12 protein-coding genes are annotated in these 18,025 nt (G+C 67.6%); 9 read left to right on the forward strand and 3 right to left on the reverse strand.

The genetic code is table 11. The features are described from left to right. Nucleotides 1-302 precede the first annotated feature (302 nt). Both AC3IF1_RS15025 and AC3IF1_RS15030 read left to right on the forward strand, forming a co-directional pair. Nucleotides 303-1,985, forward strand: a complete 1,683-nt coding sequence (locus AC3IF1_RS15025; RefSeq protein WP_489218236.1) for a hypothetical protein — start codon at nucleotides 303-305, stop codon at nucleotides 1,983-1,985. After that, nucleotides 1,982-3,097, forward strand: a complete 1,116-nt coding sequence (locus AC3IF1_RS15030; protein WP_489218237.1) for a glycosyltransferase family protein — start codon at nucleotides 1,982-1,984, stop codon at nucleotides 3,095-3,097. The genes AC3IF1_RS15025 and AC3IF1_RS15030 overlap by 4 nt, the downstream gene beginning before the upstream one ends. Before the next feature lie 57 nt (nucleotides 3,098-3,154). Here the strand turns inward: AC3IF1_RS15030 and AC3IF1_RS15035 are convergent, their stop codons facing one another. The 3 genes from AC3IF1_RS15035 to AC3IF1_RS15045 form a co-directional block, all read right to left on the reverse strand. Next, a complete protein-coding gene (locus AC3IF1_RS15035) occupies nucleotides 3,155-3,898 on the reverse strand; it encodes a class I SAM-dependent methyltransferase (protein ID WP_489218238.1) in 744 nt (247 codons plus the stop codon). Between the two features lie 225 nt (nucleotides 3,899-4,123). Then, nucleotides 4,124-6,301, reverse strand: a complete 2,178-nt coding sequence (locus AC3IF1_RS15040; protein WP_489218239.1) for a glycosyltransferase family 4 protein — start codon at nucleotides 6,299-6,301, stop codon at nucleotides 4,124-4,126. A gap of 75 nt (nucleotides 6,302-6,376) precedes the next feature. Beyond that, a complete protein-coding gene (locus AC3IF1_RS15045) occupies nucleotides 6,377-6,832 on the reverse strand; it encodes a hypothetical protein (RefSeq protein ID WP_489218240.1) in 456 nt (151 codons plus the stop codon). A gap of 662 nt (nucleotides 6,833-7,494) precedes the next feature. Here AC3IF1_RS15045 and AC3IF1_RS15050 point away from each other — a divergent pair. The 7 genes from AC3IF1_RS15050 to AC3IF1_RS15080 all read left to right on the forward strand — a co-directional run bounded on the left by AC3IF1_RS15050 (nucleotide 7,495) and on the right by AC3IF1_RS15080 (nucleotide 17,873). Beyond that, nucleotides 7,495-8,508 (forward strand): NAD-dependent epimerase/dehydratase family protein, encoded by a 1,014-nt coding sequence (locus AC3IF1_RS15050; protein ID WP_489218241.1) that lies wholly within the window; start codon nucleotides 7,495-7,497, stop codon nucleotides 8,506-8,508. Next, entirely contained in the window at nucleotides 8,505-9,635 is a 1,131-nt protein-coding gene (locus AC3IF1_RS15055; RefSeq protein ID WP_489218243.1) for a DegT/DnrJ/EryC1/StrS family aminotransferase, read from the forward strand. Before AC3IF1_RS15050 ends, AC3IF1_RS15055 begins: the two co-directional genes overlap by 4 nt. Nucleotides 9,636-9,832: 197 nt before the next feature. Next, on the forward strand, nucleotides 9,833-10,801 hold the full coding sequence (locus AC3IF1_RS15060; protein ID WP_489218244.1) for an alginate O-acetyltransferase AlgX-related protein: 969 nt from the start codon (nucleotides 9,833-9,835) through the stop codon (nucleotides 10,799-10,801). Nucleotides 10,802-11,126: 325 nt separating this feature from the next. After that, nucleotides 11,127-11,846: a class I SAM-dependent methyltransferase gene (locus tag AC3IF1_RS15065; RefSeq protein WP_489218245.1), complete on the forward strand. Its 720-nt coding sequence runs from the start codon at nucleotides 11,127-11,129 to the stop codon at nucleotides 11,844-11,846. A 329-nt stretch (nucleotides 11,847-12,175) separates the two neighbouring features. Next, on the forward strand, nucleotides 12,176-13,219 hold the full coding sequence (locus AC3IF1_RS15070; RefSeq protein WP_243968298.1) for a hypothetical protein: 1,044 nt from the start codon (nucleotides 12,176-12,178) through the stop codon (nucleotides 13,217-13,219). A 277-nt stretch (nucleotides 13,220-13,496) separates the two neighbouring features. Then, nucleotides 13,497-14,471: a GDP-L-fucose synthase gene (gene fcl / locus AC3IF1_RS15075; RefSeq protein WP_489218247.1), complete on the forward strand. Its 975-nt coding sequence runs from the start codon at nucleotides 13,497-13,499 to the stop codon at nucleotides 14,469-14,471. Between the two features lie 258 nt (nucleotides 14,472-14,729). Further along, nucleotides 14,730-17,873 (forward strand): glycosyltransferase, encoded by a 3,144-nt coding sequence (locus tag AC3IF1_RS15080; protein ID WP_489218248.1) that lies wholly within the window; start codon nucleotides 14,730-14,732, stop codon nucleotides 17,871-17,873. The last annotated feature ends 152 nt before the right edge of the window (nucleotides 17,874-18,025 follow it).

The following is an 18,025-nucleotide window of genomic DNA, read 5'->3' on the forward strand; positions in this document are numbered from 1 at the left end:
GCCGTTGTTGCGGCGAAGCCGGTTGTGCGCAGAGCCGTCGCACGCGTTTGTCCACAGGGGCAGGCCGTTGATGATTTGTTCTAGCCTGTGCCATCGCGGGCCCGTTCTGTCAGGCACTCCCACCCCGACTCCGAAGCGGCGGCGTTCCGGGGCCAGCGTCGCGCGGGAGCATCCCGTTCGACACGACGGATGATTTGGACACGGTCACATCGGCAGCGCTCGCATCGACGCCGTTCTCGGACTGGATTAAAGGGAGCGCACGCAGTGGGCGAAGGTCCGCGCGGTTCATCAGCCGACCAGCCATGCGCTATTTTTGCACCTACTTCGATGCGCGCTACCTCTCGCGCGGCTTGGCGATGTACCGCTCGCTCGCCCGTCACTGCCCGGCGTTCCGGCTCTACGTCCTCTGCCTGAACGATACCTGCTACGACGCCCTCAATCGGGCGGCGCTGCCGCATCTCGTGCCGATCCGGCTGCCTGATCTGGAGCGGTTCGATCCGGCCCTGGCGGCGGTCCGGGCCCGACGCCGCCGCGTCGAATATTATTTTACCCTGACACCGTCCCTGCCGCTCTTCATTCTCGCCGCCGATCCCGAGATCGACCTCATAACCTATATTGATGCTGATATACTTTTTTTCAGCACTCCGGAGCCAATCTATTCCGAGCTTGGCGATCGGTCGATACTGATCATCGGACACCGCTTCTCCGAGCGCAACGCACATCGGGCGCAATATGGGCGCTACAACGTCGGATGGGTCACATGGCGGAACGACCGCCAGGGGCGCGCCTGCCTCGACACGTACCGCGAGCGGTGCCTCGAATGGTGCTACGCCTTCCTGGAGAACGGCCGCTTCGCCGACCAGCGCTACCTCGACGCCTGGCCCGAGACGTTCAGCCGTCTGGTCGAGGCGCGCCACCGCGGCTGCAACGTGGCGCCCTGGAACATCGACGCTGACCGGCTCACGCTGCGGGACGGCCAAGTCTTCGTCGATGACGATCGGCTGATTTTCTATCACTTCCACGCGCTGAAGAGCACGACCGAACTCGATCTGTCGGGCATGGGCATCGATGAGTACGTCCCGAACCTGGCCGGCCTCGACCGTACGGTCATCTTCGGTTCGATCTACCTGCCGTATCTCCTGGCCCTGGCGGATGCGCGGGCCGAGATCGAGACCCTCGGCTTTGCGGAGCCCGAGACGGTCGAGGCCGCGGTTCAGGTGCCGCTCTGGCGCGACAGCTTCGCCTGGTCGCATCAGGTCTCGGAGGCACCGGCGTGGAACCGGCCGCCCGAGATCGATCCGCACCGCGCCCTGGCATGCCGGGCCGACGCCAGGGCCGAGGCCGAACGCGACGCGGGCGCCGCACGGCGTGTCGATCCCGGTGGACGCCTCCTCGATGCCGACGCCGTGCGCGAGCTGATCCTCGACCGTGTCTTTCGCGATGCCGTCGACGGCGGCCCGCTCGACGTCCTCGATTGGGGGGGCGCCCGCGCCGGGCTGCCGGCCCTGTCGCTGGCGCGCAAGCGCCGGGGAACGCGGACGCTGCGCTACCGCCTGCTCGATGCGCCGGTGCCGGCCGAAGACCTCGCGGAGGCCTATCCCGGTCTGGAGATCGTCCGCAGCCTCGCCGACGCCCTGCGTGAGCCGCCTCGCGTGATCCTGGCGGGCGCGCGCGTGTCGGAATGCGCGGACTGGCCCGCGATCCTTGCGCTGCTCCGGGGAAGCGGGGTGGCCTGGATCGTCCTCGACGTTCATACGACCACCGACCATGACGGCCTACAGGCGCGCCGACGCGTCTGCGGATCCGCTTCGGTGCGGCCGATCTGGGTCCACAAGCGGCGGGAACTGGCCGAGGCTTTCGGCCGGCTCGGGCTGACGGTCGCCGACGAATACGTCTGGTCGGATTCCGTCTACATCCAGGGGTGCGTCGAGAGTATCGACCACCGAACCATCGTGCTCCGGCGCGAGGGGAGTGATCGCGCATGAAATACGCCGTCGTCGACACCGTCTATCAGGGCTACGTCAACCACCTTTATCAGGGTACCGGCCTCCACCGCCGCGACTGGGCTTCGCAGTACCGGGCGACGGTCGATGGCGGCTTCCCGACGCTGAGTTCCTGGTCGGAGCCGCTCGAGGCCAAAGGCCATACGGTGCTCGACGTGTGGGCGAACCACATGCCGCTCCAGCATCGCTGGTGCGTCGAGAACGGCGCCCTCGACCTGTTCGCGGACGCCAACCCGCCGATCGACGCGACCCTGGAGGCGACACCGGAGGCGTTTCTGCAACCCTGGGCGCAATCGGGTTTCGTCGGGATCCTGCGCGAGCAGATCCGCCGCTTCCGGCCGGACGTGCTCGTGATCGGCAACCTGTTCGAGTTCGACACGGCCTTCCTGCGTTCGATCGCCGGCCATTACGGCGTGGCGATCGGCCAGCACGCGGCGGCCATCCCGTGGGGCGACCATTCCGGCTACCAGGCGATCATCTCGTCGCTGCCCAACCAAGTGCGCTACTTCGCGGGGCTCGGCCTCGACGCCTACGAGGTCCGCCTCGCCTTCGACCGGCGCCTGCTGCGCCATCTCAAGCCCGGGAGCGACCGCTTCGGTCTGATCTTCCCCGGGCAGGTCACGGACGAGCATGGCGGTCGCGCGCGGACCCTGCGGGCCCTCGCCGCCGCCATGGAGATCGACGTGTTCAGCGACAGCGCGGAGGCGCTCGGGACCGACACCCGGGCCCGCCTGCATCCGGCCCTGTGGGGTCTGGAGATGTATCAGGCGATGCGCGACAGCCGGATGGTGTTCAACTGCCACATCGACGCCGCGGGGGAATTCGCCAACAACCTGCGCCTCTACGAGGCGAGCGGCAGCGGTGCGCTGCTCCTGACGGACGCCAAGGTCAACATGGACCGCATCCTCGTGCCCGGTCGGGAATGCCTCGCCTTCGAGGGCCCGGAGGACGCCGTGCAGCTCGCGCGGCACTACCTCACCCACGACGACGAGCGCCGGTCGATCGCCGAGGCCGGAACGGCCCGTGTGATGCGCGAGCACACCTACCATCACCGCGTCGAGGAGTTGATCGCCGTGGCCGAACGCTATCTCTGACCGTCCGCCGGCAGGATCCCGGCCCGCGGCCCCGTCGTGCCGCGGGCCTCGTGACGCTCAGCGGGTCCCGGCGAACCAGCGGCTGAACGGCCAGAGGCGGGATCCGGCCGTCTTCCGCTCCGGAACAGGCCGGAAGACGTAGGTCGCGTTGTCGAGCGGACCGAGGTGCTCGATCATCGCGTAACCGGTGTGCCAACTCAGGAAGTCGCGCTCGGCGATCTGCGTGCAGAGGTAGCGGATCTTGCAATCCTCGAATCCGGGCGGGAGCGGCCCGGGGCCGTTGTCGGCCAGGCGCGAGACCTGCTCGAAACTGTGCGTGACCCCGTCCGTGAGGTTGAGGCGCGCCCAGGCGACGACGGGGGCCCTCAGGGCGAGAAGGCGCGCCACCGTGTCCTTCGCGTCGGGGACGTATTGCAGGGCGCTCGACGAGTAGACGCAATCGACGCCTCCCAGCCATCGGCGGGCGGCGTCGATCGTATCGAAGTAGCGCAGATCCGGGTCGAGCCCCGCGCTCGCGGCCTTCCGCACCATCGCGGGCGTCTCCACGACCGCCCATTTCACGGCGATCCCCGTCGCGCGGGCCATCCTGTGGTGCAACCCGCAGGCGCCCCCGAAGTCTAGGACGCGCACGGCGGCGGGTTTACCCAGCATCTCCTGCGCCAGCACCACGGCCCGGCGCGCCGAAGCATCGCTCGGGAAGCTCGAAAGCATCTCCGGGGTGACGCGGCGGCTCTTTTCGAAGACGACGTCGACCAGGAGCTGGTTCTCGTAGTCGGTCTGTTGCGGGGGGACGGGCGTCATCCGGGAGATCCTGCGCGGTCGATCGCGGCACCGTCCGCCGCCGGCCGGCCGCCTATCATGAAGGGGACGCGAACGGCAAAGACGCGGCGCCCCGGGGGAGGGGCGATCGGAGGTATCCGGTTTCGGGACGCGTTGCCCCCTGAGACAGGTCGCGCAGGCTCTCAGGGCAAGACGCAGCCCGAGCGGACTCGGCGCGGGGTGCCGGTCGCGAGGCCCGGCCCCGCGCTAGACGCGCGGGATCGGGACCCGGAGCCGCCGGTAGCCCGTGCAGAAGCGCGACAGGAACGGCACCGTTCCGTTCCGGCGATCGTCGGCCGAACTGCGCCGCAGGATCGCGTCCGCGACGACGAGGCCGTCCCGCCGCCGCTCATCGTAGGCGAGCACGCCGGCGCCCTCGTCCGGCACGGCGTCGACCGCGCAATCCTGGATCCGCGGGTCGAATTCGGCGTAATCGGCGTCGCCGAACAGCCGGAGCGCCATGACGGCCGACTCGACCGCCGCCGCGCCATGGAAGCCGGGGCGCCCGTCACGAAAGGCCGTGATGAGCTGGAATTCCCGATGATCGTAGCGAAGGCTGAAATCCTCGACCGCGGCCTCGCGGCTGGACGATTGGGCAGGATCGAAGCAGATCAGCTTGCGCGTGCGGGCGAACAGGGCGCGAAGGTCCGGGTCGTCGACGAGGCCGATCTCCAGACCCACGGTCACATCGGCCTCACCGCCGAACGCCGCCGCGTGCAGGGCGTCGATGTCGCCCGCCTCGCGCAGTGCCGCCCGATCGGCCGGCGTCAGGTCGGCATAGATCACGAACACCGCGAGCCCCGCATAGCGGGGGGGCGAGAACCGGCTCGGAACCGGCAGGCCTCCGGGCGCCGAGGCCTTGGCGGACACCGCCACCTCGATCGCCTCGGCGAGCTTGCCGACCATGGCGGCCGATGAGAAGTGTCGGGCCTGGACGAAGCCCTTCGCGGCCAGGTGGCGACGGCCCTCCGCGTCGGTCCAGAACCGCTCCAGATCGTCGGCCATCGCCACCGCGTTCGCAGCGGTGGCGAAATAGGCGACCGCGTCGCCGCAAATCTCCGGAACCGCGGAGGTCCGAGTGGTCAGAACGGGGACGCCCAGCGCCATCGCGTCGACGAGGGGGATGCCGAACCCTTCGTACAGGCTCGGAAACACGAGGCCCCGCGCCCGTGTGACGAGGTCGAGCAGCTCGGATTCCGACATGAACGGGCGCAGATCGACGCTGTCGCCGACGCCGAGGGCGGCCGCGACCTGCGCGAGCCGGTCGCGGGCCGCCGGCCGGCTCGCCGTGTTGGTCAGCACGAGGGGGATCCGCACGCCGCGGCGCGCGAGAACGGCCACGGCCTGGACGAGGATCTCGTGGTTCTTGTGCGGCCATGGCACGGCCGGATAGACGAGATAGGGGTCGCCCTCGCCGATCCCGGCGCGTCGGTTCCGCGCCTCGTCCTCGCTCAGGCCGCTGTCTTCGGCCATGAAACCGGCGAGGTGGGCGACCGTGATCCGGTCTGCCCCGTAGAACGCCGTCAGGTTGTCCCGCTCGTAGGCGGAGATGGCCACCAGCCGGTCCGAGCGGTCGATGGCGTAGCTGTATTCGGCCACGCGGGATTTCATGTCGGCCTGCGCGAACAACCACGGCATGCGCAGGTGCTGCAGGTCGAGGACGAGGCTGATCACGGCGACGCGCGGGTCGATCGTCGTCGGCCGCAGGCCGTTCAGGGGATCGACGTAGCACTCGCACCACGCGATCAGCTGGCGCAGGTCGACGTTGTTGTCCGACTGGACGACGCTGAAGCCGACCTCCGGAAAACGCGCGATCAGATCCGTCCAGTAGGGGGGGATCGCGGCCCGCAATTCCACCCGCCGGGGCAGATGGGCGAGGAGGGCCAGCGCGAGGCGGCCCGCACCGCCGGAACCCCGGTTCTCCGGCAGGAGGCGAACGAGGTTCAGCGCCACGCGCAGGCGCCGATGCGGCAGCGGCGCCTGCGCCGTGCGGGCCTCCGCAGGCGCGGCACGCACCTCCGCAGGGTCCGCCTGCAATGTGACCCGGCGCAGGCGGAAGCGGAGGCCTGCACGCTCGAAGGGATCGAGGCGCAGCCGACGGACCGGCCGGTCCAGGACAATGACCGCCGTCGTCTCCCCGTCCCTCCGATCGAAGCGGATCGGCTGGCACTCCTCGGCACGGAAACCCTGACCGGTATCCGCGTAGAGTTCGGCGCCCGCGGCCTCCTCCAGGCCAGTCCCGGGCTCGGCGGTCAACCGGTAGCGGCCCGCCGCGATCCGGCGGCCGAAGGGGCGTGCGAGCAGGAGTTGAGGATCATCGCCCGTTGCCAACCACCAATCGCCGTCGCGCTGCAGGTCGTGGAGCGGCCGGATCGTCAGGCGCATGTCCGCTCAACCGGTCGTCCGGGCGACGGGGGTCGATTGCGGACCGAAGGGGTGGATTCAGAGGTCACACCGCGCTCACAAGCCGGTCTCGAAGAAATCGGAGACGACCTCAGCCAAGCGGGCAGCCAGCCGGTCCTGTGACGCCGCCGCGAAGCGCGCGCCCATTTCTCCGCGCAGGTCGGCGACATCGCTGAAGGCACCATCCCTGATCCATACCTCGTTGCCCTGGAACGTGAAGGGGATCGCGCGCGTGCGTGTCTCCTGCAGCGAGTGGCCTGGCCGCTCCGCCCGAACCTCGCCGACCATCGTCTCGTTGATGCGATTGACGAACGGGATGCAGATGTAGACCTTCGCCTCGGGATGATAGCCAGCCCGCACGATCGCATCCATGCCGTCGATCGTGCCCCACAGCGCGGCGAAAGCGGCCCGGATCTCGTCGTAGATCTCGGCGTCCGTGCGCGGCTCGACGGGCTTCGGCGCTGCGGCGATGCGCGCCCGGAATGCGATCAGCGGGTCATCGGGCGTCGTCACGATCGCACAACCTCTGTTCGGTCGCTGGAGCGAGGCCCGGCAGGCGGGCGCCTCCGTGGGCCACTACGGCAGTGCCGAGCCGGTGTCGAGCGCATCGCCTTCCGCCGTCGCTCGCAGGCCGGATTTGGTGACGCGCGCGACGGCTGGTCTTCACCGACGCCCAGAACCCTTGACCCGACGCGCGCTTAGCCCGATCCGGCATCGCCCTCGGCGGCACGAGGGTTTCATGGACGGTTTCTCGGGCTCGGCGGCACAAACGCTATGCCCGGCTTCTGTGACGCTGGCCCAGGTGACCCGAATGCGCCGGGGGAGGGCACCCCATCCGCCAGGGATTCGATACACGGTTCGGACTTGCGCTTGAGCCCGTGCCACATCATTCGACAATGCGCCCCGTCGGAGGGCGTTCGATCGCCCGCGAGGCAGCCCTTGAGGTCGAGGGGCGCGGGATTCCCCGCTTCCGCCGGAGCGATCCGACATCATATGACGTCGGTACCGGCTCCAGCGGGCATGGCGGACGCGCTTGTCCTGATCGTCCACGAAAGGCTAAGAGCGCCCCTCGTGGACGGCGTGCTGGGAGAACGGGATCCACCCGGAATCGGGTCGAAACCCTTATCAGGTGCATATGCGTCCGTGCCGGCTGCATGGCCCTCGGAACCTCCACTATGACGAGTTTGCCTCCGCCGCAGCCCCTGGATTGGACCGGACGGCGCGTGCTGATCACCGGCGGGGTCGGGTTCGTCGGATCGAACCTCGCCCGCCGGCTCGTCGATGCGGGCGCGCAGGTCACCTGTTTCGACGCGTTCGTGCCCAACGACGGGGCGGAGCTGTTCAACCTGGACGGTTACCTCGATCGTCTGCGCGTCGTGCGCGGCGACGTGCGCGATACCCCCGCCATCACCGCTGCGCTCGAGGGACAGGAGGTCCTGTTCAACCTCGCGGCGCAGACCTCCCACGTGGAATCGATGCGCGATCCGCGCACCGACATCGAGATCAACGCCCTCGCGCAGCTCGCCATCGTGGAAGCCTGCCGGAGCGTGGCCCCGCGGATCCGCACGGTCCATGCCTCGACGCGCCAGGTCTACGGCCGCCCCGGCAAGATTCCGGTCGACGAGTCCCACCCGCTGGCGCCCCCGGACGTCAACGCCATCAACAAGATCTCCGGCGAGTTCTATCATCTGCTCTATGGCCGGATCTACGGGTCCCGGCCGACGGTGCTTCGGCTGACCAACATCTACGGTCCGCGCATGCGCGTGCGAGACGCCCGGCAGATGTTCTTCGGCTGGTGGATCGCCCAAGCGCTCTCGGGGGTTCCGTTCGAGGTGTGGGGGGGACACCAGATCCGGGAACTCGCCTTCGTCGAGAACGTCGTCGACGCGCTGATCGCGGCCGTTGCGGAACCGGCGATCGGGCAGATCTACAACGTCGGCGGCGAGATCAGGCTTTCGCTGAGGGACCTCGCTGAGCGCCTCGTCGCTGCGACGCCCGGGGCCGCCTTCGCCATCAAGGACTTCCCCGCCGACCGCAGCCTGATCGATGTCGGCGATTACAGCGCCGACGACACCGCCTTCCGGGCGGCGACCGGATGGGCGCCCCGCCTGTCCTTCGAGGACGGGCTCCGTCAGACCCTCGAGTTCTACCACGCGCATCGGCGCCCCTATCTGGAACCTCTCCGATGAGCCAGTCACATCCCATTCCCCAGACCGACCCGCGTGCCGGCTACCTCCGGCGCAAGGCCGAGATCGACGCGGCCGTGACGCGGGTCCTGTCGGGGGGACAATATATCCTCGGATCCGAGATGGAGGCGTTCGAGGCGGAATTCGCCGCGTGGACCGAGGCCGAGCAGGCGATTGCGGTCGGCAACGGCACGGACGGATTGGTGATCGGCCTGCTCGCCCTCGGCGTGCAACCGGGGGATCGTGTGATCACGGTCTCGCACACGGCGGTGGCGACGGTCTCGGCGATCGAGATGATCGGTGCCGTACCCGTCCTGGTCGATACCGATGCCTACTACGGCATGGATCCGTCCGGGGTCAGTCACGTCCTCGACGCGTGCCTCCGCGAGGGCCGGCGCGTCGGCGCGGTCATCCCCGTCCATCTGTACGGTCAGGCGGCGGATCTGGAGCCGATCTGCGCAACCGCCGCCCGTGCCGCCGTCCCGGTCCTCGAAGATTGCTCGCAGGCGCACGGCGCGACCCTCGGGGGCAGACAGGTCGGCCGTTACGGTCAGGCCGCCGTCTACAGCTTCTATCCCACCAAGAACCTCGGCGGTTATGGCGACGGGGGCATGATCACCACGGATGTCGCGGCGCTCGCTGACGAGTGCCGTGCCTGTCGCCAGTACGGCTGGCGCGAGCGGTTCGTCAGCGCCAGTGCCGGCCGGAATTCTCGGCTCGACGAGATGCAGGCGGCGATCCTGCGCGTGAAGCTCGCGTCCCTGTCCGAGGACAATGCGCGGCGCGGCGCCATTGCGGCGCTCTACGATCAGGGCTTGGCCACCGCTCCGATCGAGCGTCCGCAACGCCGCGCACAGGCGGGTCATGTCTTCCATCAGTACGTGATACGCGCCGAGGGACGGGACGATCTCAAGGCACGGCTGGCCGAACGCGGTATCGGGACCGGTCTGCATTACCCCGTCCCGGTTCATCTTCAACCTGCCTATGCCGGACGCATCGCGCTCGCCGACGGCGAACTCCCGAACACCGAGGCCAGCGCGCGGGTCATCCTGTCGCTGCCGATGTATCCCGAGCTGACGGACACCGACGTCGAACGCGTGATCGCAGCGATCTCTGCATCGATGTCGTGACAGCCCCAAACGGCACGCCCGCTCGGCCGTCGCGCCGAGCGGGCGTGCCCCGATGATCGGGACGGCTCCGTGAAGGCCCCCATGGGCGGTCACTGGCGGCGGTCACTGGCGTCGGGGCGCCGGATCGGGTGCACGGAACGCCTCGACGGGACATGCCCCGACGGACCCGTGATCCGCTCGGAAATTTGGAAGCCCTCATGGCCGCGATCGAGGAAATCCATACTGGAAAAGATGATTTCCTATTCTTGCTGCAGGGAACGAACAACGTCAGTTCCCAATATGTCAGATCTCCCGAGTCGCAATTCTTTCTGATCCATTGGCGCTTGGTTATCTCTGAACGGGAGCGCCGGCTCCGCAGCTTGGGCATACCCTATAAACATGTCTTGATGCCCGAGAAGATTACAATATACGATAATCTTCTGATCGATTTCGAGATAGAATGGCGTCTTTCGCCAGCATTTAGACTATATCATGAAGATGAATATTATAAAAAATTCCCCCTCCGCCGCCTCCGCGTGAACCGTTATCTGCAGCGCCGCGCCCGCTGGCGTGCCACGATGATCGATCTGATCGGGCCGATGCGGCGCCGGAGGGACGAGCAAGACTTATTCTATCGCACCGACAGCCACTTGTCGTTTGCCGGGCGGCTGGTGGCCTATCGCGAGATCTGCCGCGCGATCGGTGCAAAGCCCGTCCGCGATTTCTGGGAGCGACCGACGAGTTATCACCCCGGTTGGGCCGGGGATTTGGGCATGCCCTTCGTTCCGCCCCGCTATGAAGGGACCACGCTGCATCACGTTCAGCGCGATGCCGTACGCGTGTATGCCAGTCCGATCGTCGAAGACATGGAACGACGTGGGCTGGAAGGATCGCTCCACACGGGCGCCCACGTTGTTTATCAGAATGCGCGCGCACCGGACCCCCGACGCGTGGTCCTGTTCGGCGACAGTTACGCCAACTTCATGCCGATCGGCCTCACTATTCTGCTGGCCGAGACGTTCCGTGAATTGCACTTCATCTGGAGCACCCAGCTCGATTACGGCTATATCGCGCGCGTGCGCCCCGATCTCGTGCTGGCGGAAATGTCGGAACGCTTCGTGTTCCGGCCCGCGGATGATCAATGGAATCTGGAGCTTTACGCACGACAACGCTACGGATCGAGCTGACCGTCGCCCCGCCAGATTGACAGATCGGCAGCGTCGCTGCCAGCCAAGCCACCGCCTCCGTGATCCGCAGGCCGTGCCGCGGTCAGACCTGTGGGCCGGATCGAGCCTTCGCCGTCCCGGCTACGACCCTCGCGCCGCCGCTCATTTGCGCGTATAGATGTCACAGAGCGCAAGATGGGAAGATCCGACGCTGAAGGAAACCCCGGCGTAGGAAAAAAGTCTTAAGACCCGTTTAGGAGAAGCATACGGCCGTGTCAGAAGCCGGGCGCGCCGAATCAAGGCGCGTCACATAAATCGAGTCGACGAAGCTTCAATCGGTGCTATCATGCTGGAATTACTTCGCAGCGACATTTTTTCCAAAGATGAACTTGACCATCCTGCGAGTGGATACGCCAAATGGTTTCAGCGCATTCACACGATGCGACTGTGCGCATCATACCATGATCGCAAAATTTTCTGCGAAGTCGGCGCCAACGATTATCTTGAAATATTAAAGCAATTTCCTGGAGACAAGTACATCATCGATCCCTACGACGGACTCGAAGGAATGGGTGCCGCGAATCTTCCCCCCGACATTCCAGACCGGTGCGACGTTTTCCGATGCGCGTTGGTGGTCGATAGCGGCGACATCCCCGGAGACCTGTTCGACTACGTTATCACGGTGTCCGTGATAGAGCATATTGGGCAGTCTGAAACGAACTTTGATTGCGAGCCTTTGGATTATCGGCCAAAGGAGCAGGAAGAGCCCCGCGACGCTTTTTGCAATGAATTATTTCGGGTCATGCGGCCCGGCGGCGTGACGATACACAGCATCGACCACGCACCGCGCAATCGAAGCTATCTTAAAAACTTTACGGATGCCGGCTTTGAACTGCTTCGAAACGACGAGCTGCCAAGCGTTGACGAATGCTTGCACGACCTGTCCGCGGTGCGCCAGCGCCATGATTGGCTTGATCCCGCAATCCCGATGCCCGTCGAGGAGATGCGGCTGCACAGCGTTCTGACGATGGGCTTCGTCAAGCCTCAGACAGAGCGGCCGGCATAAATCTCCCACACAACGGTCTTCAGCCTCTGAGGCTGTTGAACCGGGTTAGCAAAATCTCAACCCGGGACACGCCGATCAGCGCCGTGCGTGGTGCGCTTAGCAAACGCATCCTCTGATCGGCACCATAGATATGCCGTCATAAAATATCGGGTTCATGGACCCGCACCGAAGTGATTTCCACCGACACGGCAACGGCTTCGGCGGAGCGCGCGTGTTTACAATTCGGCCCGAGAGCTCCCCCCTCGCAACTGGAACCCAAAGTAGCTATAGGACCACGCCCGCACATCATCCAAAGTCGCCCGCGACGCAGAAATGATTAGAGTCTGACCGTGCGCTTCTTCATCGATCACGATGACGGCCATTCGATCCGTGGCTGGATCGTGCCGGATAATCAGCTTGCGACCAGCCATGTGGTCGTGTCCGTCGAGGGGCGCCGTGTTGCCACGGTCGCGGCGAGCCTGACCGATCCAACGTTCAAGAACAACGGTTGGCACGCGACGGGTCAATGCATCTTCGTCGTGACCGAAGCCGACGTACCGGGTCTCTCCGGTCTGGAGCGGCTGGAATTGTACGATGCAGATACCAACGTGCTGGTGCATCGGCGGGTCCCCATGGACAGCCTGCTCCAGATGCGCATGTGCCTGATCAACACCGGGATCGATCCTGAGACGGTGCTTCAGAGTGCCCTCTTCCCCCATTTCGAGCGCAGCTATTTCGGCCTGCACCGAATGTCGGACGAGATCCTGACCAGCCTCTTCTTGAATGCGGCGCGGTCGGTGCTCCTGTCGGGCGCCGTGGTGATCCCCCGGTACGAGAATTTCATGACGCCGGACCTGATGCTCACGGCACTCTTGGTGCAGGATCCCTATATTGAGATGGCGACGCGCCTGCATTGGTTGAAGGCGCGCGCCGCCGATGCAGCCGACCCTGCGCGCGGGTGGCGTCTCGCGGGGCTCGCCGAGGCCGCGGCCTTCACGAACGATTACGACCTCACGGATCTGAAGAGCCTCAAGCGCTTCTTCCGCATGCTGCCGGAATCGGCCTACCGGCTGCTCTACAATCCGCTGACCCGCCAGCTCGGAACCCGTATGCCGGAGGACCGGCTGCATCCGGGCAATTCGATCGCGGCGATCGAGGTCCTGTCGCGGGTCGGCATCGTCGGGCACAAGGCGCGCTTCGGGGCTTTCGCCCGGACCCTCTTCGATCAGCTCGGCCTCGACGTACCGCTCCCGGAGATCCCCGAGCCGTCCGCCGCCGTGCGTGACTTGGCTCAGCATCTACGTGCCATTCGGACCGTGGAAGAAATGCTCATCTTCGACGTCGCCATATCAGACGCCATCAAAGATATCGTCGATAAACATTGGGGCTCCTGACGGGGGCCCGATCGGCGGCGGCACTCCCTGTCGATCCCGTCCAAGCGGACACAGGCTTCGAGATCTTGAAACGGGCCGCTGCGGACCCTTCAACACAACACTGCCGTGAGGGCTTGGCGCGAACGGACGGGCGGCCAGCCAGCAACACCCGCAATGGGCTGAGCGGGTTCGGCCCGACACTCTGGCCCGTCGACCCCGGCAACCCCTGGCCATCTTTTCGCCGTCAGCCTCACGCTTTTTGCGCCGTTTCCAGAAATGTTCGCAAGGAATGGATGGGATGGCGACCGGCAGCGCTGGAACGGTCTTCGTGGCGGGCCACCGGGGCATGGTGGGCTCGGCGATCGTGCGCCGCCTGCGGGAGCGGGAGCGCGCGCAGATCCTGACGGCCGACCGGCAGGCCCTCGACCTGCTCGACCAGGCCGCGGTCCGGCGCTTCTTCGCCGAGAACCGGATCGATCAGGTCTACCTCGCCGCCGCCAAGGTCGGCGGCATCCACGCCAACAACACCTATCCGGCCGCGTTCATCCACGAGAACCTGCTGATTCAGGCCAACATCATCGACGCCGCGCATCGGCACGGGGTCGACCGGCTGCTGTTCCTGGGCTCCTCGTGCATCTACCCGAAGCACGCGCCCCAGCCGATGCGCGAGGACGCGCTGCTCACCGGGGTGCTGGAGCCGACCAACGAGCCCTACGCCGTCGCCAAGATCGCCGGCATCAAGATGTGCGAGAGCTACAACCGCCAGTACGGGCGGCGCTACCGCAGCGTGATGCCGACCAACCTGTACGGGCCCAACGACAACTTCCACCCGGAGAACGCCCACGTCCTGCCGGCGCTGATGCGCCGCCTGCACGCGGCCAAGGCGGAGGGCCGCCCGGCGGTCACGGTCTGGGGCACGGGCCGGGCGATGCGCGAGTTCCTGCACGTCGACGACATGGCGCGGGCCAGCGTGTTCGTGATGGAGATGGACGACGCGGTCTACGCGGCCAACACCCGGCCGGACCTGTCGCACATCAATGTCGGCACGGGGGAGGATTGCACGATCCGGGACCTGGCCGAGGCGCTGGCGCGGGTGATCGGCTACGACGGCGCGCTGGAGTTCGACGCGTCGAAGCCCGACGGCACGCCGCGCAAGCTGATGGACGTGTCGCGGCTCAGAGCCATGGGCTGGCGGCCGCAGGTCGGCCTGGAGGACGGCCTGCGCCAGACCTACGCCTGGTTCCTCGACAACCACGCCACCCTGCGGAGCTGAGCGGGGGCGCGGCGATCCTGAGCCGGCGACAGACACCCTACGGCCCCGACCCAGCTGGCTTACCAAAGGCCTGACAGATCCGGCGCCCATCGCGTTCCCCCATCGGGAGGCGCCGGCGGCGGCGCGAACGCACTCCCGAAGGCACAGGGCCGCCGAGGTTCTTCGAGCCCCGCCTTGGTTTGACCCCGCGGGGGTCGAAGGGTGGACCGCCGACCGTCACCCAAGGTATGCACGCCCGGGCTCGCAACGACGCGTCAGATGGCCGAAGAAGAAGAACATCCTCCGGGCGCGGGTGCCGGGTCGGAGTCCGGCGCGCTCGGGCGTTCGGTCGACCCCGCCTGGTACCTGGCGCGCTACGAGGATGTCGCGCAGACCGGCACGGATGCGGTCGAGCACTTCGTGCTGTATGGGCACGCCGAGGGGCGCTTCCCCAACGCCGCGCTCGAAGCCCGGGACGCGCTCGATCGAGAGATCGATGCGGCGTGGTACGCGGAGCGTTACCCCGACGTCGCGGCGTCCGGCCTGTCGCCCGGCGAGCACTACGCGCGCGTCGGCCGGGATGAGGGGCGCTTCCCCGGCCCCGAGCATGAGGCCCAGCACCAGCGCGCCCTGTCGGTCGACGCCGCCTGGTACCTGACGCGCTACGGCGATGTCGCCGAGACGGAGGCCGATCCCGGGGAGCATTACGCGCTCTACGGCCACACAGAGGGACGCTTCCCGAACGCCGAAGCCGAAGCCCGGCACCGGCGCGCCGAGCATGTCGACGCCGAATGGTACCGGGCGCGCTACCCCGACATCGCCGGGACCGGGCTCGACGCGGCGGAGCACTACGCGGTGCGCGGATATGCGGAGGGCCGCTACCCCAACGCCGCGTGCGTGCCGATCGATGGTCCGGTCGCGCGCTCGCCCGCCCGCGCTCAACAGCGCCTCCCCCATTATCCGCTCGTCGGCGTGGTCACGCCCGTCCGCAACCGGCGGAAATGGACCCTCGGCTTCGCGCAGATGCTGGGCCGGCAAGATTATCCCGTCTTCCGGCTCTACGTCGTCGACTCGGCCTCGACGGACGGCACGCCGGACGCGCTCAGGGCGCTGGGGCTGCCTGAGGTCAGCATCCTCGACGCGTCGGACGCCGCCTACTGGACAGCCGCGACGAATCTCGGCGTCGCGCGGGCTCTGCAGGACGGCTGCGAATACATCCTCACGATCAACGACGATGCCATCGTCCCCGACGATTACGTCACGGGCATCGTCCACGCCGCCGTGTCGGCCGCCGCCGAGATCGTCGGCAGCGTCATCGCGTATGTCGAAGATCCGGGCCGCCTCTGGGGCGTCGGAGCCTATAACGCGTGGCGTTCGGGCGCCTTCCTTCAATTGCGCCTGGCCAGTCGCTGGGACGATGCCGTCGACGCCGAGCCCGCACAGTCGAACGGCCTGATCGCAGCGGATTATCTGTGCGGCAACGGGACCCTGATCCACCGGTCCGTCTTCGAGCGGATCGGCCTGTACGACGCGAAGGCGACGCCGCATTACCATGCCGACAGCGAGTTCACGATGCGGGCCGAGCGGGCCGGCATCCCGCGTTGGATCGCCCCGCGGGCACGGCTCTACAACCGTTTCACCGAGACGGGGGACGGAATCTTCGCAGCCCGCAACCAGCGGCTGTTCTCGCTCCGATCCGCCAACTACGCGCGTCCGCTGCTGTCGATCCTCGACCGGTACTGCCCGCCGGAACTGGTTCCGACCGCCCTGGTTCGCTACTTCGCCAAGCACGTCGAACGGCCGGGCTTTCGCACGTGGTCGCGCCTGCTCCGGTCGGTCGCGTTCCTGCGCCAGGCGAGGCCCCGCACCGTTTCGTACGCCGACTTCTTCCCGCCGCTGGAGCCCGCCCTCTGCGCGGCCGAGGATGTCGAGATCCTCCTCGGCCTGCCGGACGACGACTTCGTGGTCATGCTCTACCCGGTGATCCTGCGCCGGGCGGGCTCCGATCGCGAGCATGCGGCGCAGGCGGCGGCCCTCCGCGCCGGCCGCGGACGCGCCGAGATCCTGAGCGAGGCGCTGCGCCGGGCGGAGGTGCGCGCGCGGCCGGAGATCCGGCGGGATTTCCTCGCGCTGCTGTTGCGACACCCGACGCCGGAGGCCGTCGCGCGGGCGACCACGGATCTCACGGATCCCGAACGCTGGCTGCTGCAGCGGATCGCCGAGGACGGGCGAAGGCCGTCGCGGGCGCTCGTGCGCGCCCGGTCCCGTGCCGAGGCCACGGCCCGCACGACGGCGATCGCGGGGGCAGGGCGCACGACGGTCTACATGAACGTCGATGTCCCCTGCATGGCGGTCACGGACCCGAAGGCGGCGACCGGCGTCCACCGCTACGTGGTGAACGTCCTCGACGCGCTGCTCCGCGATCCTCGGGTGGACCTGCGGCTCTTCCACGCCCCCGAATTGGCGGAGAGCGGCGCGCGGCTGCGCGACAGCGGTGCCCTGCCCGACGCCGCGTTCCTCGCGCCCGGCACGCAGGTCACGGACGGCGTGGCGTTCTATCCCTATTTCCCCTATGCCGGCCTCGATCCGCGCCTGCGCGATCGCCCGCACGTCCTGACGATCTGCGACGTCTTCCCGCTCACCGATCCGGACTGGTTCTCACCCGTCGCAGTCGCGAATTTCCGCAGGCAGCTGCACAATCTGGTGCGGGCCGACCACGTCCTGTGCATCTCCAAGGCGACCGAGGACGCCCTGCACGCGGCGTTCCCAACCCTGAGAGCCGCCTCGTCCGTGGCCCATCTCGGCGTCGACGGCGCCAAGTCCGGCCGTGACCAGGGCCGCAGCCCCCGCGCCGGCCGGGAGGGCAGGCCCTACTTCGTCTGCGTCGGGACGATCGAACCCCGCAAGAACCTGCGTACCGTCATCGCCGCCATGGCCCGCCTCACCGACCCGGCCGTGCGGGACCTCGAGATGGTGGTCGTCGGTCAGGAGGGCTGGTCGGTCACGTCGCACGACCTGACGGCTCTGGCGGGTGGCGAGAGCCAGCGCATCCGCTTCCTGGGTCGCGTCCCGGACGCGCAGCTCTGGGATCTGTACGCCAACGCCGTCTGCACGGTGTTTCCGTCGCTGGCGGAGGGGTTCGGCTTCCCGATCGTGGAATCGTTCGCCTGCGGCACGCCGGTGGTGACATCGGACCGCTCCAGCATGCGGGAGATCGCCCGGGCCGGGGCCGTGCTGGTCGATCCCCTCGACCCGACCGCCATAGCCGGCGCCATCACGGCGATCGCCACGGATCCCGCCCTGCGTCGCCGCCTGGCGGCCGAGGCCGAGGCCGAGGCGGCGCGGTTCACCTGGGCGGCCTGTGCCGAGCGGCATGTCGAGGTTTTCGCGGGATTGGCCGAGGCGGTGCGCGGTGCGGCGTGACGGATGCGGCCCGCGCGCCGGGCTCGCCCCGGTGGGCTTGGCTCACACCGCCTGGCCAGTGTTCCGCCCCCCGGGGCCGCTCCGCCGTGCCTTCGTGGGGGTGCCCGTGAGGGCGTCCCGCCGGAGCGAGAACCGGTCCGTCGCGCGGGCGT

It is taken from the genome of Methylobacterium sp. E-012, assembly GCF_057836545.1.